The sequence below is a fragment of the Pseudomonas sp. p1(2021b) genome (assembly GCF_020151015.1).
GTDB classification, from domain to species: Bacteria; Pseudomonadota; Gammaproteobacteria; order Pseudomonadales; family Pseudomonadaceae; genus Aquipseudomonas; species Aquipseudomonas putida_K.
This window is the reverse complement of sequence record NZ_CP083746.1, coordinates 1,368,221-1,394,544: the sequence shown is the minus strand read 5'-3', so window position 1 is coordinate 1,394,544 and position 26,324 is coordinate 1,368,221. Positions and strand designations below refer to the sequence as shown.

26 protein-coding genes, 1 tRNA gene and 1 pseudogene are annotated in these 26,324 nt (G+C 64.6%); 16 read left to right on the top strand and 12 right to left on the bottom strand.

Features of this window, described 5'->3' with window-relative positions; translation table 11 throughout:
- Positions 1 to 211 precede the first annotated feature (211 nt).
- A complete protein-coding gene (gene htpX / locus K8374_RS06525; RefSeq protein WP_224458370.1) occupies positions 212 to 1,099 on the top strand; it encodes a protease HtpX in 888 nt (295 codons plus the stop codon).
- A 107-nt stretch (positions 1,100 to 1,206) separates the two neighbouring features.
- Here htpX and K8374_RS06520 read toward each other — a convergent pair whose 3' ends face one another.
- A complete protein-coding gene (locus K8374_RS06520; protein WP_224458369.1) occupies positions 1,207 to 1,857 on the bottom strand; it encodes a thiopurine S-methyltransferase in 651 nt (216 codons plus the stop codon).
- Between the two features lie 101 nt (positions 1,858 to 1,958).
- Between K8374_RS06520 and K8374_RS06515 the strand changes: the two genes are divergently transcribed.
- A complete protein-coding gene (locus K8374_RS06515; protein ID WP_224458368.1) occupies positions 1,959 to 2,726 on the top strand; it encodes a DODA-type extradiol aromatic ring-opening family dioxygenase in 768 nt (255 codons plus the stop codon).
- A gap of 148 nt (positions 2,727 to 2,874) precedes the next feature.
- Here K8374_RS06515 and K8374_RS06510 read toward each other — a convergent pair.
- Together K8374_RS06510 and K8374_RS06505 are read right to left on the bottom strand one after the other, a co-directional pair.
- Positions 2,875 to 4,576 (bottom strand): annotated as a pseudogene (locus tag K8374_RS06510) (DEAD/DEAH box helicase).
- 347 nt (positions 4,577 to 4,923) lie between these two features.
- Positions 4,924 to 5,679, bottom strand: a complete 756-nt coding sequence (locus tag K8374_RS06505; protein WP_224459284.1) for a spermidine synthase — start codon at positions 5,677 to 5,679, stop codon at positions 4,924 to 4,926.
- Positions 5,680 to 5,792: 113 nt separating this feature from the next.
- Here K8374_RS06505 and K8374_RS06500 point away from each other — a divergent pair, with 113 nt between their 5' ends.
- Entirely contained in the window at positions 5,793 to 7,139 is a 1,347-nt protein-coding gene (locus tag K8374_RS06500; protein WP_224458367.1) for a class II 3-deoxy-7-phosphoheptulonate synthase, read from the top strand.
- Positions 7,140 to 7,238: 99 nt separating this feature from the next.
- Here K8374_RS06500 and K8374_RS06495 read toward each other — a convergent pair whose 3' ends face one another.
- Positions 7,239 to 7,460 carry a DUF1127 domain-containing protein gene (locus K8374_RS06495; protein ID WP_224458366.1) on the bottom strand — a complete coding sequence of 74 codons (222 nt, stop codon included), beginning with the start codon at positions 7,458 to 7,460 and terminating at the stop codon, positions 7,239 to 7,241.
- A 96-nt stretch (positions 7,461 to 7,556) separates the two neighbouring features.
- Between K8374_RS06495 and K8374_RS06490 the strand changes: the two genes are divergently transcribed.
- Positions 7,557 to 8,408 (top strand): LysR substrate-binding domain-containing protein, encoded by an 852-nt coding sequence (locus K8374_RS06490; RefSeq protein ID WP_084855143.1) that lies wholly within the window; start codon positions 7,557 to 7,559, stop codon positions 8,406 to 8,408.
- 46 nt (positions 8,409 to 8,454) lie between these two features.
- Here the strand turns inward: K8374_RS06490 and K8374_RS06485 are convergent, their stop codons facing one another.
- A complete protein-coding gene (locus K8374_RS06485; RefSeq protein ID WP_224459283.1) occupies positions 8,455 to 9,204 on the bottom strand; it encodes a sulfite exporter TauE/SafE family protein in 750 nt (249 codons plus the stop codon).
- A 282-nt stretch (positions 9,205 to 9,486) separates the two neighbouring features.
- Here K8374_RS06485 and K8374_RS06480 point away from each other — a divergent pair, with 282 nt between their 5' ends.
- From K8374_RS06480 to K8374_RS06470, 3 genes are all read left to right on the top strand, one after another.
- Entirely contained in the window at positions 9,487 to 10,440 is a 954-nt protein-coding gene (locus tag K8374_RS06480) for a LysR family transcriptional regulator (RefSeq protein ID WP_224458365.1), read from the top strand.
- 58 nt (positions 10,441 to 10,498) lie between these two features.
- Positions 10,499 to 10,954 carry a MarR family winged helix-turn-helix transcriptional regulator gene (locus K8374_RS06475; protein ID WP_224458364.1) on the top strand — a complete coding sequence of 152 codons (456 nt, stop codon included), beginning with the start codon at positions 10,499 to 10,501 and terminating at the stop codon, positions 10,952 to 10,954.
- A 128-nt stretch (positions 10,955 to 11,082) separates the two neighbouring features.
- The gene (locus K8374_RS06470) at positions 11,083 to 11,511 is read left to right on the top strand and encodes an organic hydroperoxide resistance protein (RefSeq protein ID WP_224458363.1); all 429 of its coding nucleotides are present in this window, start codon (positions 11,083 to 11,085) and stop codon (positions 11,509 to 11,511) included.
- A 114-nt stretch (positions 11,512 to 11,625) separates the two neighbouring features.
- Here the strand turns inward: K8374_RS06470 and efp are convergent, their stop codons facing one another.
- Positions 11,626 to 12,195: an elongation factor P gene (gene efp / locus K8374_RS06465; RefSeq protein WP_043209827.1), complete on the bottom strand. Its 570-nt coding sequence runs from the start codon at positions 12,193 to 12,195 to the stop codon at positions 11,626 to 11,628.
- Between the two features lie 48 nt (positions 12,196 to 12,243).
- Positions 12,244 to 13,377 (bottom strand): elongation factor P maturation arginine rhamnosyltransferase EarP, encoded by a 1,134-nt coding sequence (earP, locus tag K8374_RS06460; RefSeq protein ID WP_224458362.1) that lies wholly within the window; start codon positions 13,375 to 13,377, stop codon positions 12,244 to 12,246.
- Positions 13,378 to 13,508: 131 nt separating this feature from the next.
- On the opposite strand from earP, the gene K8374_RS06455 reads away from it, so the two are divergent.
- Together K8374_RS06455 and K8374_RS06450 are read left to right on the top strand one after the other, a co-directional pair.
- Positions 13,509 to 13,889 (top strand): hypothetical protein, encoded by a 381-nt coding sequence (locus tag K8374_RS06455; RefSeq protein ID WP_224458361.1) that lies wholly within the window; start codon positions 13,509 to 13,511, stop codon positions 13,887 to 13,889.
- Positions 13,890 to 13,891: 2 nt separating this feature from the next.
- A complete protein-coding gene (locus K8374_RS06450) occupies positions 13,892 to 14,374 on the top strand; it encodes a GreA/GreB family elongation factor (protein WP_224458360.1) in 483 nt (160 codons plus the stop codon).
- A gap of 65 nt (positions 14,375 to 14,439) precedes the next feature.
- On the opposite strand, the gene K8374_RS06445 is transcribed toward K8374_RS06450, so the two are convergent.
- A complete protein-coding gene (locus K8374_RS06445; protein WP_224458359.1) occupies positions 14,440 to 15,414 on the bottom strand; it encodes a LysR family transcriptional regulator in 975 nt (324 codons plus the stop codon).
- A gap of 117 nt (positions 15,415 to 15,531) precedes the next feature.
- On the opposite strand from K8374_RS06445, the gene K8374_RS06440 reads away from it, so the two are divergent.
- The 3 genes from K8374_RS06440 to K8374_RS06430 all read left to right on the top strand — a co-directional run bounded on the left by K8374_RS06440 (position 15,532) and on the right by K8374_RS06430 (position 19,972).
- The gene (locus K8374_RS06440) at positions 15,532 to 16,281 is read left to right on the top strand and encodes a 3-oxoacyl-ACP reductase family protein (protein WP_224458358.1); all 750 of its coding nucleotides are present in this window, start codon (positions 15,532 to 15,534) and stop codon (positions 16,279 to 16,281) included.
- A gap of 218 nt (positions 16,282 to 16,499) precedes the next feature.
- A complete protein-coding gene (locus K8374_RS06435) occupies positions 16,500 to 17,687 on the top strand; it encodes an MFS transporter (RefSeq protein WP_224458357.1) in 1,188 nt (395 codons plus the stop codon).
- A gap of 149 nt (positions 17,688 to 17,836) precedes the next feature.
- Positions 17,837 to 19,972, top strand: coding sequence for a TonB-dependent siderophore receptor (locus K8374_RS06430; RefSeq protein ID WP_224458356.1), 2,136 nt, complete (start codon positions 17,837 to 17,839; stop codon positions 19,970 to 19,972).
- 174 nt (positions 19,973 to 20,146) lie between these two features.
- Here the strand turns inward: K8374_RS06430 and K8374_RS06425 are convergent.
- Positions 20,147 to 20,236 (bottom strand) — tRNA-Ser (locus tag K8374_RS06425).
- A gap of 289 nt (positions 20,237 to 20,525) precedes the next feature.
- Between K8374_RS06425 and K8374_RS06420 the strand changes: the two genes are divergently transcribed.
- From K8374_RS06420 to K8374_RS06410, 3 genes are all read left to right on the top strand, one after another.
- Positions 20,526 to 21,215, top strand: a complete 690-nt coding sequence (locus tag K8374_RS06420; RefSeq protein ID WP_224458355.1) for a crotonase/enoyl-CoA hydratase family protein — start codon at positions 20,526 to 20,528, stop codon at positions 21,213 to 21,215.
- A gap of 155 nt (positions 21,216 to 21,370) precedes the next feature.
- The gene (locus K8374_RS06415; RefSeq protein ID WP_224458354.1) at positions 21,371 to 22,090 is read left to right on the top strand and encodes a lysophospholipid acyltransferase family protein; all 720 of its coding nucleotides are present in this window, start codon (positions 21,371 to 21,373) and stop codon (positions 22,088 to 22,090) included.
- Positions 22,091 to 22,264: 174 nt separating this feature from the next.
- On the top strand, positions 22,265 to 23,236 hold the full coding sequence (locus tag K8374_RS06410) for a magnesium and cobalt transport protein CorA (protein ID WP_224458353.1): 972 nt from the start codon (positions 22,265 to 22,267) through the stop codon (positions 23,234 to 23,236).
- A gap of 58 nt (positions 23,237 to 23,294) precedes the next feature.
- On the opposite strand, the gene K8374_RS06405 is transcribed toward K8374_RS06410, so the two are convergent.
- Positions 23,295 to 24,029 (bottom strand): amidotransferase, encoded by a 735-nt coding sequence (locus K8374_RS06405; protein ID WP_224458352.1) that lies wholly within the window; start codon positions 24,027 to 24,029, stop codon positions 23,295 to 23,297.
- Between the two features lie 528 nt (positions 24,030 to 24,557).
- Here K8374_RS06405 and K8374_RS06400 point away from each other — a divergent pair.
- The gene (locus K8374_RS06400) at positions 24,558 to 25,358 is read left to right on the top strand and encodes a cytochrome c (RefSeq protein WP_224458351.1); all 801 of its coding nucleotides are present in this window, start codon (positions 24,558 to 24,560) and stop codon (positions 25,356 to 25,358) included.
- A 70-nt stretch (positions 25,359 to 25,428) separates the two neighbouring features.
- Here K8374_RS06400 and K8374_RS06395 read toward each other — a convergent pair whose 3' ends face one another.
- Both K8374_RS06395 and K8374_RS06390 read right to left on the bottom strand, forming a co-directional pair.
- On the bottom strand, positions 25,429 to 25,761 hold the full coding sequence (locus K8374_RS06395) for a ribonuclease E inhibitor RraB (RefSeq protein ID WP_224458350.1): 333 nt from the start codon (positions 25,759 to 25,761) through the stop codon (positions 25,429 to 25,431).
- 181 nt (positions 25,762 to 25,942) lie between these two features.
- Positions 25,943 to 26,179 (bottom strand): hypothetical protein, encoded by a 237-nt coding sequence (locus K8374_RS06390; RefSeq protein ID WP_084854966.1) that lies wholly within the window; start codon positions 26,177 to 26,179, stop codon positions 25,943 to 25,945.
- Positions 26,180 to 26,324 lie beyond the last annotated feature (145 nt).

The window sequence follows — 26,324 nt, the reverse complement described above, 5'->3', positions numbered from 1 at the left end:
TGGGAGCGGGCTTGTCCCGCGATTGGGCTTTCGGCGGGCTGTTAAGAAACCTCTTACATTCTGCAACGCTCTGTCCACAGCCCCCGCTCCAACGTCTGCCATACTCGGCCGTACACAGTTTGAAATAGTCGCCCGGTTGAATCAGTAGGACCCGCCCCTTATATAGCCCGCAGTACGCAACATTTTCGTCCGTCAGGAGAACGTAACAACCATGATGCGCATTCTGTTGTTTGTAGCCACCAACCTCGCGGTGGTGCTGGTTGCAAGCATTACCCTGAGCCTGTTCGGCTTCAATGGGTTCATGGCGGCCAACGGGGTTGACCTCAACCTCAGCCAGCTGCTGGTCTTCTGCGCCGTGTTCGGTTTTGCAGGCTCCCTGGTTTCGCTGTTCATCTCCAAGTGGATGGCGAAGATGACCACCGGCACCCAGATCATCACCCAGCCGCGCACCCGCCACGAGCAGTGGCTGCTGCAAACGGTCGAGGAGCTGTCCCGCGAAGCCGGCATCAAGATGCCCGAAGTGGGTATCTTCCCGGCCTACGAGGCCAACGCCTTCGCCACCGGCTGGAACCGCAACGACGCCCTGGTGGCCGTTTCCCAGGGCCTGCTGGAGCGCTTTTCGCCCGACGAGGTGCGTGCGGTGCTGGCCCACGAGATCGGCCACGTGGCCAACGGTGACATGGTCACCCTGGCGCTGGTGCAAGGCGTGGTGAACACCTTCGTGATGTTCTTCGCCCGCATCATCGGCAACTTCGTCGACAAGGTGATCTTCAAGAACGAAGAAGGCCAGGGCATCGCCTACTACGTGGCGACCATCGTCGCCGAGCTGATCCTGGGCATCCTGGCCAGCATGATCGTCATGTGGTTCTCGCGCCGCCGCGAATACCGCGCCGACGAAGCCGGTGCGCAACTGGCCGGCACCGGTGCGATGATCGGCGCCCTGCAGCGCCTGCGCGTGGAACAAGGCATGCCGGTGCACATGCCCGACACCCTCAAGGCGTTCGGTATCAATGGCGGCCTCAAGCATGGCCTGGCCGGCCTGCTGATGAGCCACCCGCCACTGGAAGACCGCATCGAGGCCCTGCGCCACCGCGGTTGATCAACGGGTAAACAAAAGGGCGACTTCAGTCGCCCTTTGCATTTGGGCGAGGCGCCGCCCTGTAGGAGCGGGCGTGCCCCGCGATCGGAGGGCAAAGCCCTCCCCGTTCACCGCCCCAACAGGTATACCCGCTCCATCAGGCTCCCCACCCCCGCCAGCTCGAATTTCGGGCTTTCCTCGATGATCTCCCGCGCCTCGAGCCGCTCCACCCGCCATCCGACAAACCCGGCCCGGACCTCGTCATCCGCCACCGAAAACGGCGGCCCGTCGAGCAATGCCTGGTCATAATCGAGCGTCACCAGAAGCCCGCCGCACGGCGCCGGCAACAACGACGACAGCAATGCCATGTAGCGCTCGCGCATGGCCGGCGGCAACGCGATCAAGGCGGCGCGGTCATACAGGCCCGCGCAATCGGCAAGGTCCTTCGCCTGTAACGCGAAGAAATCCCCACACCACAGCTCTACCGCCCCACTGCGCCAGACCTCGAACGCACCCTGCTGCACGACCTCCGGCACCAGGCCATGCTCGCGGAAGAAGTCCTCCACCGCCCGCCGCGACAGCTCCACGCCCAGCACCCGATGCCCTTGCCCAGCCAGCCAGGCCAGGTCCAGGCTCTTGCCACACAAGGGCACCAGCACCCGACTGCCCGGTGCCAGGCCCAAACTCGGCCAGTGGGCCTGCAGGTAAGGATTGACCTGCGCCTGGTGGAAACCGATCTGGTTGTCCGCCCACCGCTTGTGCCAGAACGCTGGCTCCATGCTTCCTCCCGGTTTTTCGATGAAACGCCTTGAAAACTTATATTGGATATCGATCGATGGCTGATCGAAGATGAAGCCATCTTAACCGCCAGGACGCCATCATGCTGCCCAGCCTGTTCATTTCCCACGGCTCCCCAATGCTCGCCTTGCAACCCGGTGCCAGTGGCCCGGCCCTCAAAGCCCTGGCCAATGCCCTGGCGCGACCGAAGGCGATCGTGGTGGTGTCGGCGCATTGGGAGAGCCGCGAGCTGCTGGTAATGGGCAACGCCCAACCCGAGACCTGGCACGATTTCCATGGCTTCCCTGCCGCGCTGTATGCGGTGCAGTATCCCGCTCCGGGTGAACCGGCCCTGGCCGAACAGGTCGTCGAGCGCCTGGCGAAGGCCGGCCTACCGGCACACCTGGACGCCCGACGCCCCTTCGACCACGGTGCCTGGGTACCCATGTCGCTGATGTATCCAGGCGCCAGCATCCCGGTCATCCAGGTGTCGCTGCCCAGCCCGCTTGGCCCGGCCTTGCAGGTGAAGGTCGGCGAGGCGCTTTCGGCCTTGCGCGCCGAGGGTATCCTGCTGGTGGGTTCGGGCAGCATCACCCACAACCTGGGCGAACTGGACTGGCATGCCGGGCCAGAGGTGGTCGAGCCCTGGGCGCTGGCGTTTCGCGATTGGGTGGTGGACAGGCTGGCCGAAGGTGACCGCGACGCGCTGCTCGACTACCGGCAACAGGCACCGTTTGCCGGGCGCAATCACCCCAGTGACGAGCATCTGCTGCCGTTGTTCTTTGCCCTGGGAGCTGGCGAGCGATTCTCGGTGGTGCACCAGGGGTTTACCCTGGGGGCGCTGGGAATGGATATCTATCGTTTCGACTGACGCGCTCCGGTGGCGCGCTGTGCCCCTTTCGCGACACAAGGCCTGTAGGAGCGGCCTTGTGCCGCGAAAGGGCTGCACAGCAGCCCCAATGACTCCCGAGCAAAAAAAATCCCCAGCCAAGGCCGGGGATTTTTTCATTGCGCCAGGATCAGTCCTCGCGGTAGCGGCGCAGCTTCAGCTGCTTGCCCGCCACACGGGTGTCCTTGAGCTTGGACAGCAGACGCTCCAGGCCTTCTTCCGGCAGCTCGACCAGGCTGAAGCTGTCACGCACCTGGATACGGCCGATGGCGTCACGGGCCAGGCCGCCTTCGTTGAGGATCGCGCCCAACAGGTTCTTGGCGGCGATACCGTCACGGGCACCGAGGGCGGTACGGCAACGCACGCGGCCTTCCGGCAGCGGCATCGGCGCGCGACGCTCACGGTCACCACGTTCGCCACGCTCACCGCGCTCACCACGCTCGCGCGGGGTGTAGGTCGGCACCAGCGGCTGCTCGCGCTCGACCGCGGCCAGGTCCAGGGCCTGGCCGTTGGTGGCCTTGCGCAGCAGGGCCGAGGCCAAGGCACGCGGGGTGCAGCCCAGGTCGGCGGTCAGGCGGTCGAACAGCTCGCCATGGCTGGCTTCCGATTCGGCCACCAGCGGCGCCAGGCTCGCGGTCAGCTTCTTGATGCGCGCATCGAGCACGGCCTGCGGGTTCGGCAGGCGGGCTTCGGCAACCTTCTGCCCGGTGACACGCTCGATGACCTGCAGCATGCGGCGCTCACGCGGGGTGACCAGCAGCAGCGCACGGCCATCGCGACCGGCACGGCCGGTACGGCCGATACGGTGCACGTAGGACTCCGGGTCGTACGGCATGTCGACGTTGAACACGTGGGTGATGCGCGGCACGTCCAGGCCACGGGCAGCGACGTCGGTGGCGACGACGATGTCCAGGCGGCCATCCTTGAGCGAGTCGATGACGCGCTCACGCTGGTTCTGGGCGATGTCGCCGTTCAGCGCGGCAGCCTTGTAGCCCTTGGCTTCCAGGGCGGCGGCCAGGTCCAGGGTGGCTTGCTTGGTACGCACGAAGGCGATCAGGGCGTCGAACTCTTCCACTTCCAGCAGGCGCAGCACGGCCGGGATCTTCTGGTCGGCGTGGACCATCAGGTGGGCCTGCTCGATCGCGGTGACGGTCTGGGTCTTGCTCTGGATCTTGACGTGCTTGGGCTCACGCAGGTGACGCTCGGCGATCGAACGGATCGACGACGGCAGGGTGGCGGAGAACAGCACGGTCTGGCGCGACTCGGGGATGGCCTTGAAGATGACTTCCAGGTCGTCCATGAAGCCGAGCTTGAGCATTTCGTCCGCTTCGTCGAGCACCAGGTACTGGACGGTGGACAGGACTTTCTCGTCGCGGCGCAGGTGGTCGCACAGGCGGCCTGGGGTGGCGACGACGATCTGCGCGCCGTTACGGATGGCGCGCAGCTGTGGGCCCATCGGGGCACCACCGTACACGGCCACGACGTTCACGCCAGGCATCTGCTTGGCGTAGGTTTCGAATGCGGTGGCTACTTGCAGCGCCAACTCACGGGTTGGCGCCAGGATCAGGGCTTGCGGTTCGCGCTTGCTCACGTCGATGCGATTGAGGATCGGCAGGGCGAAGGCAGCGGTCTTGCCGGTGCCAGTCTGCGCCTGGCCGATCATGTCGTGACCGGCGAGGATGATCGGGATCGACTGTTGCTGGATGGCCGACGGCTCTTCATAGCCGGTCGCCAGTACTGCGGCAACGATATTCGGATTGAGATCGAGAGCGGCGAATCCGCCGGTTTCCTGGGTCATGGGTCTGCCTCTAGGTGCATCCGCAAAGACCCATGCTCCAAAGCTGCACATGCCTTGAAAGACCAAACGGTCACCCAGGCAGCTTTGGCGGCGGGGATTTGCGAAAACGATTGAAAAAGGAACGTCTTGGGAAGGTCCGCCTAGCGGACGCGCAGCCGAAGCTGGACTCGGAGGATTTGCACCACCTGATTTTGAGGTCCGCTAAAAGACCGGCGCGTACTATACCCGAATTAGTGCCGGACCGTGAGATTTTTTTCAACGGTAAGGCCCAAGCTGAATCGATTTCGCCTGATCCTCATCGCGGGACAAGCCCGCTCGTGCATGCCATCCCCTGTAGGAGCGGGCTTGCCCCGCGATGGGACGCAAAGCGGCCCCATTTCCTCAACTGGCCGGCCGAACCGCCTTGATCAGATAGTCCAGCGAATACCCCAACCGCGGCGCCAACGCCTCGGCCCGCGCCCGCAGCCCGTCAAGGTCCAGCGCCTGCTCCAGGTCGGCCGGCACCAGCAGGATCACATTCCCCTCCTTCACCGGCAGCTCCCAGTAATGCCGGTGGTACAAGCCACGCAGCAACGCCGCGCCCAGAGGCCGGCCATCATCCCCGGCCCACTGGTTGATCACCAGCCAGCCGCCCGGGTTGAGCTGCTTCTGGCAGTTTTCCAGGAACCCCCAGGCCAGGTGCCCGACGCCCGGCCCGTGGTCGGTATAGAGGTCGACGAACAGCAGGTCGGCCTTTTCGGCGCTGGGCAGCAGTTCCAGGGCATCGCCCACCCGTACGTACAGCCTCGGGTCGTCGTCCAGGCCCATGTATTCCATGGCCAGGCGCGGCACATCCGGGCGCAGCTCGATGGCCTCGACATCTTCCAGGGGCAGGAACTTCAGGCAGGCCTGGGTCAGGGTCCCGGCCCCAAGCCCCAGAAACAGCGCGCTCTCGGGCTGCGCATGGCACAGTGCACCGACCAGCATGGCGCGGGTGTAGTCGTATTCCAGCCAGCTGGGGTCGGCCGTGAAGGTGCAGCTCTGTTCGATGGCGTCGCCGAACTCGAGGAAGCGGTAGTCGTCCACCTCATAGACGCTGATGACCCCGAAGGCATCCTCGACCCGGGCCAACAGCCGCTCTTCCCGCTCCGTCTCCATCACCGCCACCTGCCCGCGCAAAACGGCCATTGTCCGCCAATGCCCCCGGTGCAACAAGCACGCCGCCAGCTGATACCATGGCAGGCAGCCAATAACCGACTACCGAGCCCGTGATGAACCGACCCTGGAGCCCCGAGAGCTGGCGTACCCTGCCGATCCAGCAGCAACCGACCTACCCCGACGCCGCGCACCTGCTCAAGGTCGAGCAGACCCTGGCCAGCTACCCACCACTGGTGTTCGCCGGCGAAGCCCGGGAGCTGCGCCGGCAGTTCGCCGAGGTCACCGAGGGCCGGGCCTTCCTGCTGCAGGGCGGCGACTGCGCCGAGAGCTTCGCCGAGTTCTCGGCGGCGAAGATCCGCGACACCTTCAAGGTGCTGCTGCAGATGGCCATTGTCATGACCTTCGCCGCCGGCTGCCCGGTGGTCAAGGTCGGGCGCATGGCCGGGCAGTTCGCCAAGCCCCGCTCGGCGGATGACGAAACCATCGGCCAAGTGACCTTGCCGGCCTACCGCGGCGACATCGTCAACGGCATCGGTTTCGACGAGCAAAGCCGCGTGCCGGACCCGGAGCGCCTGCTGCAGGCCTACCACCAGGCCACCGCCAGCCTCAACCTGCTGCGCGCCTTCGCCCAGGGCGGCTTTGCCGACCTGCACCAGGTGCACAAGTGGAACCTGGACTTCATCGCCAACTCGGCCTTGTCGGAGAAGTACCACCAACTGGCCGGGCGTATCGACGAGACCCTGGCGTTCATGCGTGCCTGCGGCCTGGACAGCGCACCGCAGCTACGCGAGACGAGCTTCTTCACCGCCCACGAAGCGCTGCTGCTCAACTACGAGGAAGCCTTCGTCCGGCGTGACAGCCTGACCGGCGACTACTACGACTGCTCGGCGCACATGCTGTGGATCGGCGACCGCACCCGCCAGCTGGACGGTGCCCATGTGGAATTCCTGCGCGGGGTGCACAACCCGATCGGGGTCAAGGTCGGCCCGAGCATGAACCCCGAGGCGTTGATCCGCCTGATCGACACCCTCAACCCGGACAACGACCCGGGGCGGCTCAACCTGATCGTGCGCATGGGCGCCGGCAAGGTGGCCGAGCATCTACCGGGGCTGATCCGCACCGTCGAACGCGAAGGGCGCAAGGTGCTGTGGAGCTCCGACCCGATGCACGGCAATACCATCAAGGCCAGCAGCGGCTACAAGACCCGGGATTTTGCGCAGATCCTCGACGAGGTGCGCCAGTTCTTCCAGGTGCACCAGGCCGAAGGTTCGTACGCCGGCGGTATCCACATCGAGATGACCGGGCAGAACGTCACCGAATGCATCGGCGGGGCACGCCCGATCACCGAGGATGGGTTGTCGGATCGCTATCACACCCATTGCGACCCGCGGCTCAATGCCGACCAGTCACTGGAGCTGGCATTCCTGATTGCCGAGACGCTCAAGCAAGTTCGCCAATAAGGCGTCGACCCCAATCGCGGGACAAGCCCGCTCCCACAAGGATCACCGCTAACCCTGTGGGAGCGGGCTTGTCCCGCGATGACATCGGCACGGTCTTGCTCATTTGCGCAGCGGATCATCCCAGAAATGCCGCTCGGCTTCCTGCTCGATATCCGCCCTGCTCAAGCCCAGGTCGTGCAAGGTCGCATCGCTCAAGCTGCGCAACTCGCGGCGCTGGCGGTACAGCTCGTACCAGCGAAGCAGCCGTGCCAGCAGTGCCTCCCCCAGGTGGGTGAAGGTAGAGGAAGGTTTGACGTACAGGGTTATGATCTGACCTTTCATCTTGAAGCCCTCCGTGAAGATGGCTTCAGTCTCGCGCCGGGCCTAAGATCAATCCAACGAATGTTTCTGATGCCATGCATCTCGGAGATTGATGCAATGTCCCAGTACCAGAACCTCGATTCGGACGTGCTGCGCACCTTCGTCGCGATCGCCGAACAGGGCGGCTTCACCCGTGCCGGCGAAGTGGTGAACCGTACCCAGTCGGCGGTGAGCATGCAGATGAAGCGGTTGGAAGAGGACATTCTCCAGCGCCAACTGTTCGAACGCGACGGCCGCCAGGTGCGGCTGACCGCCGAGGGCCAGGTACTGCTCGGCTACGCCCGGCGCATCCTCAAGCTGCAGGGCGAGGTGTTCAATACCCTGCGCATGCCGCACATGGTCGGCGTGGTGCGCATCGGCACGCCCGACGACTACGCCATGCGCTTCTTGCCCACCATTCTTTCGAGCTTCGCCCAGGCCTACCCGCTGATTCAGGTGGAAGTGCATTGCGAGTCATCCAAGCAATTGATGCTGCGCCAGGACCTGGACCTGACCATCGTCACGCGCGAACCGGGCAACGAGGTCGGCCAGTTGCTGCGCCAGGAGCGCCTGGTGTGGGCCGCAGCCCAGGGCTTCTGCCCGCAGGAACAGCGCCCCATGCCCCTGGCGCTGTTCAACACCGACTGTTTCTGCCGCGCCTGGACCTGCAACGCCCTGGAGGCCCAGGGCATCGACTATCGCATCGCCTACACCAGCCCCAGCCTGGCGGCGATCTTCGCCATCGTCACCGCCGGCCTGGCCGTCACGGCCCAGCTGCAGAGCCTGGTCGGGGGCAACCTGCGGGTGCTCGGCGAACACGAAGGCCTGCCGCAGCTGCCGCTGGCCAATGTGATGCTGTTGCGCAACACGCAGCACCAATCGCCAATCACCGATTGCATGGCGGACTATATCGTCGAAGGGTTCAAGTGATGCCTGTCGCGGCCCTGTGGGCCGGCTTGCCGGCGATGCGTCTTGGCTAGACCTCCAGGCCCAGCATCACAGCGCAGACCACTAGGAAGACACAGAACAGCGTGCGCAACACCTTCTCCGGCAAAGCATGGGCCAGCCTCACACCCCAGCTGATGCTGAGCAGGCCACCGATGGCCAGCGGGATACCCACGTGCCAGTCGACACTGCCGTGCACGCCGTAGGTCACCAGGGTGACCAACGTGCTGGGCGCGGCCAGGGCCAGTGACAGCCCTTGGGCAACCACCTGGGTGGTGCCGAATACACTGGTCAGGATAGGAGTCGCCACCACCGCCCCGCCGACACCGAACAACCCGCCCATGGCGCCGGCGAAACTGCCGAGCACACCCAGCCAAGGCCAGGGGTAGCGCAGTTCGGCGCTTGGCGGCGCTACGCGCAGGAACATTCGCGCCACGTTCCACACCGCCAGGGCCACCAGGAAGCCGACGAAGCCCAGGCGCATGGCCTGCGCATCGATGCCCACCGCCCAGATCGAACCGAGCCAGGCGAACAGGAAGCTGCACACCGCCAGCGGCAACGCATGACGTAATTCGATGCGGTTGCGCTGGTTGTAGCGCCACAGCGCCAGCAGCACGTTGGGTACCACCATCACCAACGCCGTGCCCTGGGCCAGTTGCTGGTCGAGGCCGAACAACACACCCAGCGCTGGGATGGCGATCAACCCGCCACCGATGCCGAACAAACCGCCCATCGTGCCCAGGGCCGCACCCAACACGACATACATCACCCACTCGATCATCCGCGCCTCATCCCGCCGGTTTGACAATACGGGCATGCTAGTCGCTCGCCGCTGGCGGGGAAACGCACAGCAGCGCACAATGGCTTTGCGAAATTCGCACAAGCATACGCTTTCCCTGTAGGAGCGGGCTTGACCCGCGATCGGGCGCGCAGCGGCCGTAAAACCAGCCCATTCGATACATCAGGCTGACCGTGCTTTACCGGATCGCGGCCGCTGCGCGCCCGATCGCGGGGCAAGCCCGCTCCTACACCGGTCCGCGCTAGATCAACAGTGATGTGTGCCATGAGCCCCGATACCTTGACCGAACAACTGAGTCTGTTTCTCGATGTGCTGGAAACCGGCAGTTTCTCCGCCGCGGCGCGCCGCCACCCGCTGACACCCTCGGCGGTAGCCCGGCGCATCGACAACCTGGAACAGGCCGTGGGCAGCCGCCTGTTCGCCCGCACCACCCACGCAGTCCGTGCTACACCAGCTGGCAAAGCCTTCGCCGAACGGGCCCGGCGCATCATCGAAGAACTGCGCCTGGCACGGGCAGAGGCGGTGTCGTTGAGCAGCGCGCCGGAGGGGCTGATCCGTATCGATGCGCCTGCCGCCTTCGGTCGCCGCCACCTGGCTCCTGCCATTGCCGACTTCTTGGGGGCGTACCCAGGCGTGGATGTACAGCTGCGCCTGATCGACAGCTTCGTCGACTTGCATGGCAGCCACCTGGGCGAGGTCGACCTGGTACTGCGCGCCGGCCCCCTGGCCGACACCCGTCTGGTGGCCACGCCGCTGGCCTACATGGTGCGCATCGCCTGCGCCAGCCCCGCCTACCTGGCCAGCCACGGCGTGCCGGCCTGCCCGAGCGAGCTGCCGGAGCACCATGGCCTGGACTGGGACGGCCTGGCGCCGCCCTTCGCCTGGCGCTTCACGGTCGATGGCCAGCCCCACCTGTATCGCCCGGCACGCATGCGCATGGCCGCCAACAATGCCGAAACCCTACTGTTCGGCGCCCTCGCCGGCCTGGGCGTCGCCCACCTGCCCACCTGGTTGGTCAGCGACCACCTGCTGCGCGGCGAACTGCTGCCGCTGTTCTGCGAAAACGGCCTGCCACCACCAGAAAGCAGTGGCATCTATGCACTACGCCTGGAACATGAAACGAACTCTCGCAGTCGCTTGCTGCTCGAATTCCTCAAGAGCCGTTTCAGTCCGGTACCACCCTGGGACCTGGCCCTGCGCAGTGGGCTGCGCAGGTAGTGAGCGCGCCAACCATCAGCGTGCTAGATTTCTACCCTGACTTCATTCAAGGACCTGCATGAACGCCGACATCAACGCCCCTTGCGACGAGCTGCTGCTGGACAACCAGGTCTGCTTCGCCCTGCACTCCACCTCGTTGCTGATGACCAAGGTCTACAAACCTCTGTTGCAGGCCCTGGGCCTGACTTATCCACAATACCTGGCCATGCTCGTGCTCTGGGAACAGGACGGCCTGACCGTGGGCGAGATCAGCCAGCGCCTGCTCACCGACCCCGGCTCGCTGACGCCGTTGCTCAAGCGCCTGGAAAGCGAAGGGCTGCTCAAGCGCACCCGCAGCCGCGAGGATGAGCGGGTGGTGCTGGTGGAATTGACCGACAAGGGGCACGCCCTGCAGGACGAGGCCAGGCGCGTGCCGCCGTGCATCCTGCAAGCCAGCGGGCGCAGTGTCGAACGCCTGCAGCAACTGCAGGCGGACTTGCTGGAACTGCGCGCCAGCCTGCAAAAAAGCCTCTGAACGCTATGCTGTGGAACGCCGAACGATGAACGGCATGAAATTTATCTTGCGCACTAAATAATTGAGCGCTAATTTAATTCCCGTACCCATTCAGCGCCACGGCGCACAGCACACAAGCGAGGCTCAAGATGCAAAAGGTCACTCCCCTGTACATCGCCGAAGCAACCTCTACAGGCGGTCGCGATGGTAAATCCCGCTCCAGCGACGGCAAGCTCGAAGTCAAGCTGAGCACACCCAAGGAGCTGGGCGGCGCTGGCGGCGACGGCACCAACCCCGAGCAGATGTTCGCAGCCGGTTATTCAGCCTGCTTCATCGGTGCCTTGAAGTTCGTGGCGGGTCAGGCGAAGCAGCAGCTGCCTGCCGACAGCTCGATCACCGCCAAGGTGGGCATCGGGCAGATCCCGGGCGGGTTCGGCCTGGATATCGACCTGCACATCAACCTGCCGGGGTTGGTCCAGGCCGACGCCGAAGCACTGGTGGAGAAGGCGCACCATGTCTGCCCTTACTCCAATGCCACCCGCAACAATGTGGATGTGCGCTTGCATGTGACGGTTTGACCGTATGGGGACGCGTTGCGTCCCAACCGCCGGCAAGCTGGCGATTGGCAGCATCGAATAGCGCGTCATAAAAAAACCCGGCCGAAGCCGGGTTTTTTTGCGATCGCAAGAAGATTACTTCTTGGAACGGCCCTTGAAGCTGCCGTCGCGAGTGTCGATGTCGATCCACTCGTCGATCTCGATGAAGTCGGCAACCTGGATTTCAGTGCCGTTGGCCAGCTTGGCCGGCTTCATGACCTTGCCCGAGGTGTCGCCGCGAGCAGCGTTCTCGGTGTAGGTGACCTGACGGCTGATGGTGGTCGGCAGTTCGACCGAAACCACTTTCTCTTCGTACATGGTCAGGGCGCAGACGTCCTGCATGCCTTCTTCGATGTACGGCAGAACGGCGTCGATGTCCTCGGCGTTCAGTTCGTACATGGTGTAGTCGGTGGTGTCCATGAAGGTGTAGGCATCACCGCTGATGAAGGACAGGGTGACTTCCTTGCGATCGAGGATCACGTCGTCCAGCTTGTCGTCGGCGAAGTAGACGGTTTCGGTCTTGTAGCCGGTCAGCAGGTTCTTCAGCTTGGTCTTCATGATCGCGCTGTTGCGACCGGACTTGGTGAATTCGGCTTTCTGTACCAGCCACGGGTCGTTGTCGATCCGCAGTACGGTACCGGGTTTCAGTTCTTTACCAGTTTTCATTACGAAGTATCCGAATCTGGATGGATTTATAAAAATCGAGGCCGCGTATCATAGCCAATTTCGGTAAAACTGTACCAGCGTCGTGGCAAGGTCCGGCCGAGCGGCCTGCGCGGCGCTCCATTGGCGGGCATGGGCCTGCAGCTGCGGCCAGTGCCGAAGCACCCCGCGCCAGGCCGCGCCCATGTCACGATCCATGTTCCAGGCCCGCCAGAGCTCGACCAACGCATCTCCCGCTTTTTCTGACAGCCCTTGGCGATAAAGCTTGAGGAACGCCTCGAGTTTTTCCCAGTGGGCATTCTCGTCCTGCACGTAGATATGCCACAACAGCGGCTTGCCGGCCCACTGGGCGCGGACGAACGAATCTTCGCCGCGCACGGCATTGAAGTCGCAGGCCCAGAGCAGGCGATCGTAATCGTCCTGACTGACGAATGGCAGGATCTGCACGGTCAGCGCGCCTTTGCGCCGCACATCGCCCACCCCCAGGCCGGGCTCGCCCAGCCATTGGCGCACGTCGGCCAGGATGCGCCCCTCGGGCACCAGCAAATGGCTGGGCTGGCCATCTTCGGCCAAGGCATCGAGCCAGTTGCCCAGTTGCGCGTTTTCGTAGGCGAACAGCGAGAGCAGCCGCGCGCCCGCCTCCACCTGCACGCCCAGGTTGCCGAGGAACGCTGTGCGTGCGGCCGGGTCCGCCTCGAAGGCCTCGCGCCGGGCCAGCAACGTACCCTCGCGCAGCAGGCCACCGGTCTTGTCGGTGAAGCCCGGGAAGAAGAACAGGGTGCGCAGCCCATTGGCCTGGGGTGAGGCCAGGCCATGGCAGCCCTCGACCCAATCCTCGGCGCTCAGGTACTCGAGGTTCAGCCACAATGCAGGCGTGTCCCGCAGGCGCAGGGCTTCGATGTAATCGGCCGGCAACCGGCAACCAAAGGCACCGATCACCACATCGCCAGGCGCCACCGGTTGCCATTGGCCCGGCCAGTGCCGCACGTCGACGCCAGCCTGCCACTGCTGCGCGGCGCCGGCATCGGCTCCAGGGCATAGGCGCACGAAGGCCTCCAGGTCGTCCACCCACAGGCGTACCGCCAGCCCCTGCTCGGCCACCAATTGGCGGGCCAGGCGCCAGGTCACGCCGATGTCGCCGTAGTTGTCGACGACCGTGCAGAAGATGTCCCAGGTGGATTTCATACCCACTCCCTTGCCTTGCGCAAAACCGCGGATTTTGCGGATAAATACCTCGTGGCGAAAGCATTGATGCGAAAAAGCCCTTGCCGCCGTGCGACAATGCCCGGCATGAACCGCCCAGCCAGGAGGCCGCCATGCCACGTCGTCGCGAACTGAAGGTTACCCTCAAGCCCGTGCAGTTGATCCTCTGCGTGGCGCTCGGCCTGTGGCTCGGCGCCGTGGCCATCGCCCTGAGCCTGTGGCTGGCCTGGCGCTGGTGGCCGGGGCAGGTGCAGCCGGTGGCCAAGGCCATGGCACCGAGCGCCAGCCAGCCGGCTGCAGCGGCCGACGCCCAGGCCGAGATGTTCGAGCGCTACAAGGTGATCCTCCAGCAGCAGGAGGCTCGCCAGGCCGTCGAAGCCGCCCAGGGCAGCCCGCGCAACCTGAACAACCCCAAGTGCCAGTTCTGGCTGCAACAGAACCGCACCGCACCGACCGACAAGAGCCAGGCCAACGTACTGGAATTCTGCTATTGACCATGGACAAGACCACCCTGCTCTCGCGCATCGTCCAGACCCTCGAGCATGATGTCGAGGTGCTGCGCCGTGCGGCCCAGGCCGCCTACGAGGCCGCCACCGCCGAAGAGAACATCGCCGAGAACAAGTATGACACCCTGAGCCTCGAGGCCTCGTACCTGGCCACCGGACAGGCCCGGCGCACGGCCGAGATCCGCCAGGCGCTGCTGGCGTACCAGCAGTTGCTGCTGCGCGATTACGACCCGGCTCGCGGCATCCAGGTCAGCAACCTGGTGACCCTGGAAGATGACCAAGGGCACCCGCGCGTGCTGTTCCTCGGGCCCGAGGCAGCGGGGTTGAAGATCGGGGAAGGTGAGCAAATGGTGACCGTCATCACAGCGCGTTCACCATTGGGGCAGCAGTTGCTGGGCAAGAAGGTCGATGACGAAGTGAGCCTGACGGTGGCCGGCGCCGAACAGGTATCGGTGGTGACTCACGTCGCCTGAAGCGGCCCTATCGCGGGGCAAGCCCGCTCCCACAGCCCCGCTAAATCAATGGCTTATGTGTTGTTCTAGGAGGGCTGCCCCGCGATGGGCCCAGCAGCGCTCTCCAACACTTCCAGCGCATTGAACCGCATCGCCAACCCTTGCTCGGCAAACCGCTGCACCACGAAATCGATGAACGCCCGGGTCTTGCCCGGCAACAGCTTGTGCTCGGCGTAGTACAGGCTGATATGCCCATCGTCCACGTACCAGTCCGGCAGCACGCGCTGCAACCGCCCGGCCACCAGGTACGGCACCGCGAACGGCAGGCTGACCAGGGCGATCCCCAACCCCTGTTCGGCCACCGCACAGGCGGCGTCGGAGTCACTCATGGTCATCGCCTGCTGCAACTGCAGCGGCCGTTGTTCCTGCCAGCGGCTGGTCAGTGGCCAGGCGCGCACGCGGCCGGTCTGCGGGGAGCGGATCAGGATCCCGGCGTGTCGCGGCAAAGCCTCCGGCTGGTCGATCGGCCCATGGCGCTGCACATAGCCGGGCGCGGCCACCAGCACCCGGTGCGCCGGGGTCAACTTGCGCGCCACCACACCCGGCGGCAACTCGAAACCACCGCCGATGGCGGCATCGAAGCCCTGGCCGATCAGGTCCACCTGGCGGTTGTCGAAGTGCCAGTCGGGAACAATCGCCGGGTAGCGCTGCAAGAACTCACCCAGCAACGGCAACACGTACAGCCGCCCGAACACCGTGCCCATGCTCACCCGCAAGGCGCCGGCCGGCTGGCCTTCGGCGCTGGCGAGGTTGGCCATGGCGTACTGGATGGTGCGGAAACTGTCGCTCACCTCTTCCAGGAAACGCTGGCCCGCTTCGGTGAGGGTCAGCTTGCGGGTGCTGCGCTGGAACAGGCGCACCCCCAGGCGCGCCTCCAACTGGGCGACGTTCTTGCCCACTGCGGCCGGGGTCAGGTGCAGGCGTCGGGCCGCTTCGGCGAAGCTGCCGACCTCGGCGCTGCGAATGAAGCACTCGAGGGTGCTGAAGGATTCCATGGCCATGATTATCAACCCAAGGTTTACTCTGCTGATCGCGATTGCCATCTTATCAGCGGGTAATCCAGGGTCGATACTGCGCTCATCCAAGGCATTCGGCCTTGCTTCACGCAGGAGATCAGCATGTCCACCGCATTCAACCTCGACGGTAAGGTCGCCCTGGTCCAGGGCGGTTCCCGTGGCATCGGCGCGGCCATCGTGCGACGCCTGGCCAAGGAAGGCGCCAAGGTCGCCTTCACTTATGTCGCCTCCGCCGGCTCCGCCGACGCCCTGGCGAGCGAAATCAACAGCAACGGCGGCCATGCCCTGGCCTTGCGCGCCGACAGCGCCGATGCCGCCGCCGTGCAGCAGGCGGTAGAAACCACCGTGGAGGCCTTCGGCCGCCTCGATATCCTGGTCAACAATGCCGGCGTGCTCGCCGTGGCCCCGGTGACCGAATTCGACCTGGCCGACTTCGACCGCCTGCTGGCGGTGAACGTGCGCAGCGTCTTCGTCGCCAGCCAGGCCGCCGCCCGTCACATGGGCCAGGGCGGGCGGATCATCACCATCGGCAGCACCAACGCCGAGCGCATGCCTTTCGCCGGTGGCGCGCCTTATGCCATGAGCAAGTCGGCGCTGGTCGGCCTGACCCGCGGCATGGCTCGCGACCTGGGCCCACGGGGCATCACCGTCAACAACGTGCAACCCGGCCCGGTGGACACCGACATGAACCCGGCTTCCGGCGACTTCGCCGACAGCCTCATCCCGCTCATGGCCATCGGGCGCTATGGCCAGGCCGAGGAGATCGCCAGTTTCGTGGCCTACCTGGCCGGGCCTGAAGCGGGCTACATCACCGGGGCAAGCCTCACGGCCGATGGCGGGTTCGCGGCCTGAGGCCATCGCTTGCCTGGCCTCCTTGTAGGAGCGGCCTTGTGCCGCGATCGGGCGCGCAGCGGCCGTAAATCAGCAACCGCGGTCGATCGAGGGATCGCATTGGCTGAGTTCACGGCCGCTTCGCGCCCGATCGCGGCACAAGGCCGCTCCTACATGGGATAGCGCCTCACCGGACATTTCTTGATACTGCTTCACTTTCGTCTGCCATGAGAACCACGATGACCTCCCCTGCCCTGAGCCGCGCCCTGATCCTGCTGATGGCCACTGCCACCGGCCTGGCCGTGGCCAGCAACTATTACGCCCAACCGCTGCTGCACAGCATCGCCGAGCAATTCGGCCTGGACACCGCCAGCGCCGGGACCATCGTCATCGCCGCGCAGTTGAGCTACGGTGCCGGCCTACTCCTGCTGGCACCGCTGGGCGATATGTTCGAGCAGCGCCGGCTGATCATCTGCATGGTGGCCATCGCCACCCTTGGCCTGGTGATCAGCGCCTGTGCGCCCAGCCTGCCCTGGCTGCTGCTGGGCACGGCGCTGACCGGGCTGTTTTCCGTGGTCGCGCAGGTGCTGGTGCCCATGGCAGCTACCCTCAGTGCCCCCGACCAACGCGGCCGTGCGGTCGGGACCTTGATGAGCGGGCTGCTGCTGGGCATTCTCCTGGCGCGTACCGCCGCCGGCTTCATGGCCGAACTCGGTGGCTGGCGCAGCATCTACGTACTGGCCGCTGTCCTGATGGCATTGACCGCCCTCGCCCTGTACCGCAGCCTGCCGCAACACCACACCCATGCCGGGCTGAAATACCCAGCGCTGATCGGCTCGGTGTTCCGCCTGTTCGCCGAGGAGCCGGTGCTGCGCCTGCGCTCGCTGCTGGGGTTGCTGGCCTTCAGCCTGTTCGCCCTGTTCTGGACCCCGCTGGCGTTCCTCCTGGCCAATGAGCCCTATCACTACTCCGATGCCGTGATCGGCCTGTTCGGCCTGGCCGGCGCCGCTGGTGCATTGTCGGCCAACTGGGCCGGGCGCCTGGCCGACCGAGGCCAGGGCTCGTTGGGCACCACGGTCGGGCTGGTGGCACTGCTGCTGTCCTGGGTGCCGCTGGGCTTCGCCCAAAGCTCGCTGATGGCGCTGCTGGCCGGCGTGCTGTTGCTGGACCTGGCGGTGCAGCTGATCCATGTGAGCAACCAGAACGCGGTGATCGTGCTGCGCCCGGAAGCGCGCACGCGACTCAACGCAGGGTATATCACCTGCTACTTCATCGGCGGAGCGCTGGGGTCGCTGCTGGGGACCCAGTTGTTCCAGCGCCAGGGCTGGATGGGGATCGTGACAGCGGGCCTGGTCATCGGGGCCGTGGCGCTGGTGGTATGGATGATGGCCGAACGTCGGCGCAAAGGGGCGATACAAGCCGCTTGAACGAGCAAACGGCCAGCTGAATCTTCCACCCACCCAATCGTTTCAGTCGCCAGGCGCCTGTGAAATGCAGGCGCCTGGCGTCTTCCTGCCTGCTACCATGGCGCCCTTTTGTCCGCCCCCCTCGGCACGCCCGCTTTCAAGGAGCCCGCATGACCCCGCTTCGCCCCCGCCTGCCCCTCGGCCTGCTTGGCCTGGGCCTTGCCCTGCACAGTGCCCAGGGCCTGGCCGACGACAGCGTCATCCTGGCCCCGCTGCACGTGACGCAGGTGAAGGAAGACGAGGGTTACCAGGCAAGGGAAGCCCAGGTCGGCGGGTTCCAGGCCACACCGCTGCTCGATACCCCCGCCTCGGTGAACGTGTTCAGCCGCCAGCTGCTCGAAGACCGCCAGGTACGCCTGCTCAGCGAGGTGCTGCAAAGCGACGCTTCGGTCGGCGAAAGCTACGCCCCGGTCGGCTACTACGAGAACTTCAATGTGCGCGGCTTCGAACTCAATGCCGCCAGCAGCTACCGGATCAACGGCCAGACCATTGCCGGCGAACAGAACGTGGCCCTGGAGAACAAGCAGCAGGTCGAGCTGCTCAAGGGGTTGTCGGGCCTGCAAAGCGGCGTGTCGGAGCCTGGCGGGCTGATCAACTACGTGACCAAGCGGCCCGAGGATGTGCGCAGCATCAGCGTGTCGAGCAACGAACAAGGCGAGCGCTACCTGGCCACCGACCTGGGCGGCTGGTTCGGCAGCGAGCGCCAGTTCGGCCTGCGCGCCAACCTGGCCCATGAAGATATCCGCTCCTACGTCGACCACGCCGACGGCAAGCGCGACTTCGCCTCCCTGGCCTTCGACTGGCAGATCAACCCTGACGCTACGCTGCAGCTGGACGCTGAATACCAGCACCGCGAGCAGTATTCGGTGCCCGGGTACCAGTTGCTTGGCGGCAGCGAAGTGCCCCATGGCGTCGACCCGGATGACCACCTGGCCTACCAGCGCTGGGCCAAGCCGGTGCAGAACGATTCGCTGAACCTGGGCGGGAAGTTCGAGTACCGCTTCAACGAGGCCTGGAGCGGGACCTTGAGCGCGTCGCGCAGCAAGGTGGTGATCGATGACTACAGCTCATTTGCATGGGGCAGCGAGGATGGCTGGGTTCCGCATTTCAGCCCCGAAGGCGACTACGACATCTACGACTTCCGCAGCCCGGACGACACCCGACGCATCGACGAAGCACAGGCCATGCTCAATGGCCGCTTCGACGCTATGGGCGTGGGACATGAATTGACTGTCGGTACCAGTGCGCAGCGTCGCACCCTCGACCAGCGCCCCTACTACAACATTGACGTCGGCAACGGCAACATCAATGAGGATGTTCCTGCCGTGCCACAGGCCACCGCGCCTGTCGGCTCCAGCGAACGTCGCCTCGACAGCCGCCAGTACGGCCTGTTCATCAGCGACAAGATCACCTTCAACGAACAGTGGCAGACCGTCCTCGGCGCCCGTGAAGTACGCTTGGACGAAAAGACCTGGGGCGAAAACGGGGTTTCCGGGCGCCATACCCAGCAGTACCAACTGCTGCCCAACGCCGCGCTGATCTACAAACCACAGCCGGACACCACGCTGTACGCCAGTTATTCGAAAGGTCTGTCAGCCGGCGGCACTGCCCCCTGGTTCGCCGAAAACCGTTTCGAGATCCTCGCCCCGACCCTGTCGCATCAACTGGAACTGGGCATCAAGCACGACTGGCAAGGCATGAGCTTCAGCGCCGCGCTGTTCCAGATCCGCCAGGCCTACCAGTACGCACGCCCGGACGGCGGCGATTTCACCTACGTACAACAGGGCCAGCAGAAGAACACCGGCCTGGAGTTGGGCGCCAGCGGCTGGGTGACCTCGCGCCTGCAACTGCAGGCCAGCGCCGCGGCCATTCGCGCGCGGGTGCAGAACAGCGATACCGACGCCTACGAGGGCCACCAGGCCATCAACGTACCGCGCCTGCGCGCCGCCCTGCAGGCCGACTACAGCCTGCCGGTGCCCGGCCTGGCGCTGCTTGGCGGGGTGCGCTACAGCGCCAGCAAGTACGCGAGCTCGGCGGGTAATGTGGAGGTTGGCGGCTATACCGTGTTCGATGTCGGCAGCCGATACCGCACGCGTATCGGTGGGTATGACACGGTGTGGCGGCTGACGGTGGATAACGTCTTCGACAAGCGCTACTGGCGGGACGTCGGTGACTACCTGGGGGACAACTACCTGTTCCAAGGCGCGCCCCGGACGGCGCGGTTGTCGGCTTCGGTGAGTTTCTGAGGGTTTTGGGGCTGCTGCGCAGCCCAATCGCGGGGCAAGCCCGCTCCTACACGGGATTGCACGGCTTGGGGCTTGCGCTTGGCTCGCCCCGCGATGGGCCGCGCAGCGGCCCCAAAAACCCAAGAAAAACAAAAAGCCCCCGAGCTTTTCAGCGCGGGGGCTTCTTGCGGAATGTGGCGGTGAAGAAGGGATTTGAACCCTTGATACGATTTCTCGTATACACACTTTCCAGGCGTGCTCCTTCGACCACTCGGACACTTCACCGGATCTCTTCAAGCAGTTCAGCCTGTCGAGGCGCGCTAATTTAGTAGAAGCCTTTTCCTTTGGCAAGCATTTTTTTCAGAATTTTCATGTGCTTAAGCCTGCCGGCCAAAAAGCAGGGCCTGTCAGGGCGATGCTGCCAATCTGCCCTGTGCTTTTGCATGCTCTTGCAGCTGTGCCCCGACGGGGCAAGGCGCGCGGCGCAGACGCTGACCGGCCAGTCAGCCTTGCTGCTTTACCTGGGCCGCCCTGCTGGGTAACGTCGTCGCCACGTTATCCAAAGGACCCTGCCATGAGCGAGCTGATTACCTACCACGCCGAAGACGGCATCGCCACCCTGACCCTGAACAACGGCAAGGTCAACGCCATCTCGCCGGATGTCATCGCCGCCTTCAACGCCGCCCTGGATCGCGCCGTGGACGAGCGCGCCGTGGTGATCATCACCGGCCAGCCGGGCATCCTCTCCGGCGGCTACGACCTCAAGGTCATGACCTCAGGCCCCAAGGAGGCGGTCAGCCTGGTCACCGCCGGCTCCACCCTGGCCCGTCGCCTGCTCAGCCACCCCTTCCCGGTGATCGTCGCCTGCCCAGGCAACGCCGTGGCCAAGGGTGCCTTCCTGCTGCTGTCGGCCGACTACCGCATCGGCGTCGAGGGCCCCTACAAGATCTGCCTGAACGAAGTGCAGATCGGCATGACCATGCACCATGCCGGGATCGAGCTGGCGCGCGACCGCCTGCGGCGTTCGGCCTTCCACCGCTCGGTGATCAATGCCGAGGTGTTCGACCCCCATGCCGCGGTGGACGCGGGCTTTCTCGACAAGGTGGTGCCGGCTGAGCAACTGCAGGAAGCGGCGCTGGCAGCGGCGCGCGAACTGAAGAAGCTGAACATGCTGGCGCACAAGAACACCAAGCTCAAGGTACGCAAGGGCCTGCTCGATGCCCTGGACGAGGCCATCGCGCAGGACCTGCAGCACCTGGGCTGACGCTCAGGCTTGCAGGTGCGGGCTGACGGAAAGGGCTTCGCCCTTGATCGCGGGGCAAGCCCGCTCCTACAGGGAGGCGTGACATACGCCCAAGGTTTGCCCCAGACAGTGCACAGCCGTACACTGCGCGGCGACTGTCTGGTGTGAGTCGTATCATGCTCTATATGCTTCGCATGCTCCTTCTGGCGCTGCATTTCCTGTTCGTCGGCGTGGCAGGCCTGGTCATCGGCCTGTGCCGCCCGTTCAACCCCGACAACAGCCGCGTTTTCGCCCGCCTCTACAGCCTGCCTGCCGCCTGGCTGATGCGCATCAAGGTCAAGGCCGAGGTCGGCCCGCTGTGGGACCAGCCGCCTGGCTGTGTCATCGTCGCCAACCACCAGTCCAACTTCGACCTGTTCATCCTCGGCCAGGTGGTGCCCCGGCGTACCGTGGCCATCGGCAAGAAGAGCCTGGGCTGGATTCCGTTGTTCGGCCAGCTGTTCTGGCTCGGCGGCAACGTGCTGGTGGACCGCAAGAACGCCTACCAGGCGCGCAAGGCCATGCAGGTGACCACGCGTATCCTGCGCGACGATACGTCGATCTGGATCTTCCCCGAAGGCACCCGCAACCCGGGCGAGCAGTTGCTGGCGTTCAAGAAAGGCGCGTTCCACATGGCCGTCGAAGCCGGGGTGCCGATCGTGCCGGTGTGCGTCAGCCGCTACACCCGGCGCCTGGGCCTGAACAGCTGGCGCCAGCGCACGGTGATCGTCCGCTCGCTGCCGCCCATCGCCACGGCGGGCATGAGCCAGCAGGACCTGCCGGCGCTGGTCGAGCAATGCCGCACGCAGATGCAGCAGTGCATCGACCGGATGGAAGGCGAGTTGGCGAACGGCTGAGACCCGCGATGGCCCCATCGCGGGACAAGCCCGCTCCCACAATAGGCCTGCATCCTCCCTACAGACTCTGTAGGAGCGGGCTTGCCCCGCGATGCCGCCTGCAGGGCAAAAGTTGCTCTATGGCCCGACACAGCCCAAGCTGTAGCGGGTGTTCAACCGAAGAAGCGGGTAACCATGGGGCGAGTCGTGGCGTCGGCGGTGTACAGCGCCGGCAGGAAGGTCACTAACATCAGCATCGACGAAGGCAGCGAATGGGCGCGCAAGCCTGGGCACTTCGTCTGGATCGGCCTGGAAGAACCCAACGCCGAGGAACTGGCCAACCTGCAGCGCCAGTTCGGCTTGCACGAACTGGCCATTGAGGACGCGCTGGAAAAGCACAGCCGGCCGAAGCTCGAGACCTTCGGCGACGCGCTGTTCATCGTCACCTATTCGCCGGTGCGCCATGAAGGCAAGCTGGAATTCATCGAAACGCACATCTTCGCCGGAGCCGGCTACATCATCACCTGCCGCAACGGCCACTCCAAATCCTACGCCCTGGTGCGCCAGCGTTGCGAAGCGCGCCCGCTCCTGCTCGAGCACGGCGAGGACTTCGTGCTCTATGCCCTGCTCGACTTCGTCACCGAGAACTACCAGCCGGTCAGCGAGGCCATCCACGGCGAGATCGAGGAACTCGAACAGAGCGTGCTCAGCAATTCGCTGCGCGAAGAAGACATCCAGCGCCTGCACAGCCTACGCCGCGACATCCTGCGCCTGCGCCGCTACGTCGCGCCCATGGTGGAGGTCAGCGAAGAACTGCAGCGCCTGAGCTTCCCGTTCATCGACAAGAACATGCGCCCGTATTTTCGCGACGTGCAGATCCACGTCACGCGGCAGATGGAAGACCTGTCCAGCATCCGCGACATCGCCAGCCAGACCATCGAGATCGGCATGCTGCTCGAAGCCTCGCGCCAGAGCATCGTGCAGCGCAAGTTCGCGGCCTGGGCGGCGATCCTGGCGTTTCCCACGGCCATTGCCGGCATCTACGGGATGAACTTCGAGAACATGCCGGAGCTGGGCTGGCACTACGGGTATTTCGGGGTGCTGGGGGTGATCGGGGTGGGCTGCACGGCGTTGTATGCCAGCTTCAAGCGGTCGGGCTGGCTGTAGGAGCCGCTGTGCGGCCCCTCGCCGGCTTGCCGGCGATGGACCCCTGACAGCCAGGCACTTACGCCGCGTGTTCGCTGCTCTTGTTCGAGTGCCCGATGAAGCGCAGCATCCACTTGCCCACCAGATCCCCCTGGTGCTCCTGCGACAGGCTGGCGATGGCCCGCTGGTACACTTCATCCCCCAACACCGCCTGACGGGCATCGAGCAGGGCGCGGGAATAGTCGTGGACGAACTCCGGGTGCCCCTGGAAGCACAGCACTTGATCACGGATGTGGTAGGCCGCGTTGGGGCAGAAATCGCTCGAAGCGATCACCGTGGCGCCTTCCGGCAGCTCGGTCACCTGGTCCTGATGGCTGATCAGCAGGGTCAGCTCGGAGACCTCCGGGTCCATCCAGGGCGCATGGGCGGCCAGGGAGTAGCGGTGAATCCCCAAGCCCCAACCCTGCTCAGCCCGCTCGGCCTTGCCGCCAAGCACCAACGCCAGCACCTGGTGGCCGAAACACACGCCCAGCAACTTCTCGCCACGTTCGTACAATTTGAGCAGGTACGCCTTGAGCGTCTGGATCCAGGGGTCCGAACCGAACGAGTCGGCCTTGCTGCCGGTGACCAGGTAGGCATCGAAGGTTTCCCCTTCAGGCGGGTACTCGCCGTTCATCACGTTGTACACGCGAAACTCGGCGGCGATCGGCTGACGCGAGAACAGCTGCTCGAACATCCTTCCGTAGCCCTGGTACTGCGCGGTCAGCTCCGGTCGCAGGACATCGGTTTCCAGGATGCAGATGCGTAACGACATAGGGATAGTCCTGAACGACGTGTGTGGGAATTTGCTGTAGAGACTGACGCGAAAGCCCGGTACAAGCAAGTAGGATGCTCTGACGAACGGTCACTAATTTCACGCAGTCCGGTGCAGGGAGCGCAGCTGTCTAGCCAGAGCTTGCCAGCGAGCTGGCACATGGCCTCATAAGCGAAGTGAATCAATGGGAAAACCAATAGAACAAAGGGTTCTGAAACAAGGATGACGTACCCCCTACTGTTGGTTGTATATCCAAAAAAAGAGGCATGCAGGACCGGCGTACCGCGTACGCCGTCGCGATCGACCCGAAGCGAGACAAGGAAGCCAAGGGCTATTCAGGAATAACAACAAGAAGGCGGTCCGCCATGATCAAACAACCAAAAGTACGCCAAGCTGGGCTCATTCTCTTCGCCACGACCTTGCTGCTCATCCTGCCGAACCTGACACGCTTGTTCGGATGAAAGCAGCCGTGGCCATTGCAGGCACCACACAGGTAATCTGCCACCCCTGACCGGTTGGAGATTGCCCATGCGTCGCTGCCTCGCCCTGCTGACACTCCTGTTCTGCCTGCCCCTGTCGGCGGCGCAATTGCACCTGGAACTCGGTGAACGTTCGCGCCAGTGGCAAAGCGATGAGTTGCTGGCCCACCCGCAGGCCCGGAATATCCGCATCGACCAGGACGTGTCCTACAAGCGCCCGATGCACTACCGCGCCGTGCCGTTGAACGTGCTGCTCGAAGGCGTCACTGCAAGCGACCATTTGCAAGCCGTTGCCTTGGATGGTTTCGCCGCCGAGATGCCCGCCGGGCCCTTGCTGCAGACCGGCCCGGCGCGGGCGTGGCTGGCCGTGGAAGACCCGGCCAAGCCCTGGCCGGCCCTGGGCGACGGCAAGCCGAGCGCCGGGCCGTTCTACCTGGTATGGACCACCCCCCAGGCCAGCGGCATCCGCCCCGAGCAGTGGCCGTTCCAGATCGCCACGATCCGCCGCCTGGCCCCGGTGCAGGCGCGCTTCCCTGCCCTGCTGCCCGACCCAGGCCTGCCGGCGGACGACCCGGTGCGCCACGGCTTCGCCCTGTTCCAGCAGAACTGCCTGGCCTGCCACCGGCTCAATGGCGCGGGTGATGCGCAGTTCGGCCCGGACCTGAACGTGCCCTACAACCCAACCGAGTATTTCCAGGCCGGCTTCCTGCGGCGCTACATCCGCGACCCGCAAAGCCTGCGGCAGTGGCCCCAGGCGCGCATGCCGGGGTTTGCGCCCAGCGTGCTGAACGACCAGGAGCTGGACGACCTTATCGCCTACCTGGCGCATATGGCCAAGCGCAAGCCCTGAGGCCTCGCCTCTCTCATAGAACAACGCATAACTCATTGATTTTACAAGGCCTGTAGGAGCGGCGAGGCGCTCAGGCCACCGGACGCTCTTGCTTGACGCCCCAGCCTTCCACCTCGCCGCCAAACGGCGAGACCAGTTGCTCGAACGTCTCTTCGAAGGCACCGATTCCTCGGTAGGTGGCGTACATCACCTTGCTCAATTCCAAGTGCCAGGCGCCGTCGTCCAGTTCGCAGACCTGCGCACTGACGGACTCCCCACGAAATTGCCGGGCCGCCCGCCGGGCGCCTGCCTCGTCGGGGAACACTGCGTAGAACTCGATCGGGTGGATACGGGTGAAATCGAAACCGCCATCTTTCATCTGGCGAAGGACACTGCTGCTGATATCGTCGTTCTGGCTGCTCATGAAACGTCCTCCTGCAATGCAATGGATAGACTTTCCGTGCACAACGCACCTGCTGGCACCAAGCGGTGCCCGGCAGATCGAGCTGATGCGAGACGCGAATGAAACCGACCAAGGTCCGCAGAAAAGACCCAGGCCTCGTCTGAGCGTAGTGCCTGCTGGCCACCGACGCCAGCGCAGCCGCTCAGGACAATGGGCTTATGCCCGTGATGGACACACCGCTCTGTTCCTTGAGCCAACGTACCGTGGGAGAAGGACTGCGGTCCTGGAAGTCGTTCAGGTCCAGCTCATCGATCACCGGGAACAGGTGCGAACGAATCAGCCGTGCGGCTTCCTCGTCGCTGGGGCATTGCTCGCCGTTATACAGCAGTGAGTTCTGTACGCCGTTCTGGTCGACGAAGGTGACTTCCCACTCTTTCATTGAATCGCCCTCTCAATCAAAGAAACCAGGATGTGCTGCCTGTAACCTTGACCGTGAGCCGGGGGATTTGTTCAGTCCGTAGGACATTGCCGACAAGCCAGCCCCTTGTAGGAGCGGGCTTGCCCCGCGATAGGGCCGCACTGCG

Excerpts from the sequence above, each read along its gene's own strand:
- K8374_RS06435 (WP_224458357.1), top strand. The coding sequence starts at position 16,500 with ATGACCTCCCCTGCCCTGAGCCGCGCCCTGATCCTGCTGATGGCCACT.
- K8374_RS06505 (WP_224459284.1), bottom strand. The coding sequence starts at position 5,679 with ATGGAGACGGAGCGGGAAGAGCGGCTGTTGGCCCGGGTCGAGGATGCC.
- K8374_RS06455 (WP_224458361.1), top strand. The coding sequence starts at position 13,509 with ATGCCACGTCGTCGCGAACTGAAGGTTACCCTCAAGCCCGTGCAGTTG.
- K8374_RS06475 (WP_224458364.1), top strand. The coding sequence starts at position 10,499 with ATGAACGCCGACATCAACGCCCCTTGCGACGAGCTGCTGCTGGACAAC.
- K8374_RS06400 (WP_224458351.1), top strand. The coding sequence starts at position 24,558 with ATGCGTCGCTGCCTCGCCCTGCTGACACTCCTGTTCTGCCTGCCCCTG.
- K8374_RS06410 (WP_224458353.1), top strand. The coding sequence starts at position 22,265 with ATGGGGCGAGTCGTGGCGTCGGCGGTGTACAGCGCCGGCAGGAAGGTC.
- K8374_RS06420 (WP_224458355.1), top strand. The coding sequence starts at position 20,526 with ATGAGCGAGCTGATTACCTACCACGCCGAAGACGGCATCGCCACCCTG.
- htpX (WP_224458370.1), top strand. The coding sequence starts at position 212 with ATGATGCGCATTCTGTTGTTTGTAGCCACCAACCTCGCGGTGGTGCTG.
- K8374_RS06450 (WP_224458360.1), top strand. The coding sequence starts at position 13,892 with ATGGACAAGACCACCCTGCTCTCGCGCATCGTCCAGACCCTCGAGCAT.
- earP (WP_224458362.1), bottom strand. The coding sequence starts at position 13,377 with ATGAAATCCACCTGGGACATCTTCTGCACGGTCGTCGACAACTACGGC.
- K8374_RS06405 (WP_224458352.1), bottom strand. The coding sequence starts at position 24,029 with ATGTCGTTACGCATCTGCATCCTGGAAACCGATGTCCTGCGACCGGAG.
- K8374_RS06415 (WP_224458354.1), top strand. The coding sequence starts at position 21,371 with ATGCTCTATATGCTTCGCATGCTCCTTCTGGCGCTGCATTTCCTGTTC.
- K8374_RS06515 (WP_224458368.1), top strand. The coding sequence starts at position 1,959 with ATGCTGCCCAGCCTGTTCATTTCCCACGGCTCCCCAATGCTCGCCTTG.
- K8374_RS06500 (WP_224458367.1), top strand. The coding sequence starts at position 5,793 with ATGAACCGACCCTGGAGCCCCGAGAGCTGGCGTACCCTGCCGATCCAG.
- K8374_RS06395 (WP_224458350.1), bottom strand. The coding sequence starts at position 25,761 with ATGAGCAGCCAGAACGACGATATCAGCAGCAGTGTCCTTCGCCAGATG.
- K8374_RS06470 (WP_224458363.1), top strand. The coding sequence starts at position 11,083 with ATGCAAAAGGTCACTCCCCTGTACATCGCCGAAGCAACCTCTACAGGC.
- K8374_RS06430 (WP_224458356.1), top strand. The coding sequence starts at position 17,837 with ATGACCCCGCTTCGCCCCCGCCTGCCCCTCGGCCTGCTTGGCCTGGGC.
- K8374_RS06445 (WP_224458359.1), bottom strand. The coding sequence starts at position 15,414 with ATGGCCATGGAATCCTTCAGCACCCTCGAGTGCTTCATTCGCAGCGCC.
- K8374_RS06480 (WP_224458365.1), top strand. The coding sequence starts at position 9,487 with ATGAGCCCCGATACCTTGACCGAACAACTGAGTCTGTTTCTCGATGTG.
- K8374_RS06390 (WP_084854966.1), bottom strand. The coding sequence starts at position 26,179 with ATGAAAGAGTGGGAAGTCACCTTCGTCGACCAGAACGGCGTACAGAAC.
- efp (WP_043209827.1), bottom strand. The coding sequence starts at position 12,195 with ATGAAAACTGGTAAAGAACTGAAACCCGGTACCGTACTGCGGATCGAC.
- K8374_RS06520 (WP_224458369.1), bottom strand. The coding sequence starts at position 1,857 with ATGGAGCCAGCGTTCTGGCACAAGCGGTGGGCGGACAACCAGATCGGT.
- K8374_RS06495 (WP_224458366.1), bottom strand. The coding sequence starts at position 7,460 with ATGAAAGGTCAGATCATAACCCTGTACGTCAAACCTTCCTCTACCTTC.
- K8374_RS06490 (WP_084855143.1), top strand. The coding sequence starts at position 7,557 with ATGTCCCAGTACCAGAACCTCGATTCGGACGTGCTGCGCACCTTCGTC.
- K8374_RS06440 (WP_224458358.1), top strand. The coding sequence starts at position 15,532 with ATGTCCACCGCATTCAACCTCGACGGTAAGGTCGCCCTGGTCCAGGGC.
- K8374_RS06485 (WP_224459283.1), bottom strand. The coding sequence starts at position 9,204 with ATGATCGAGTGGGTGATGTATGTCGTGTTGGGTGCGGCCCTGGGCACG.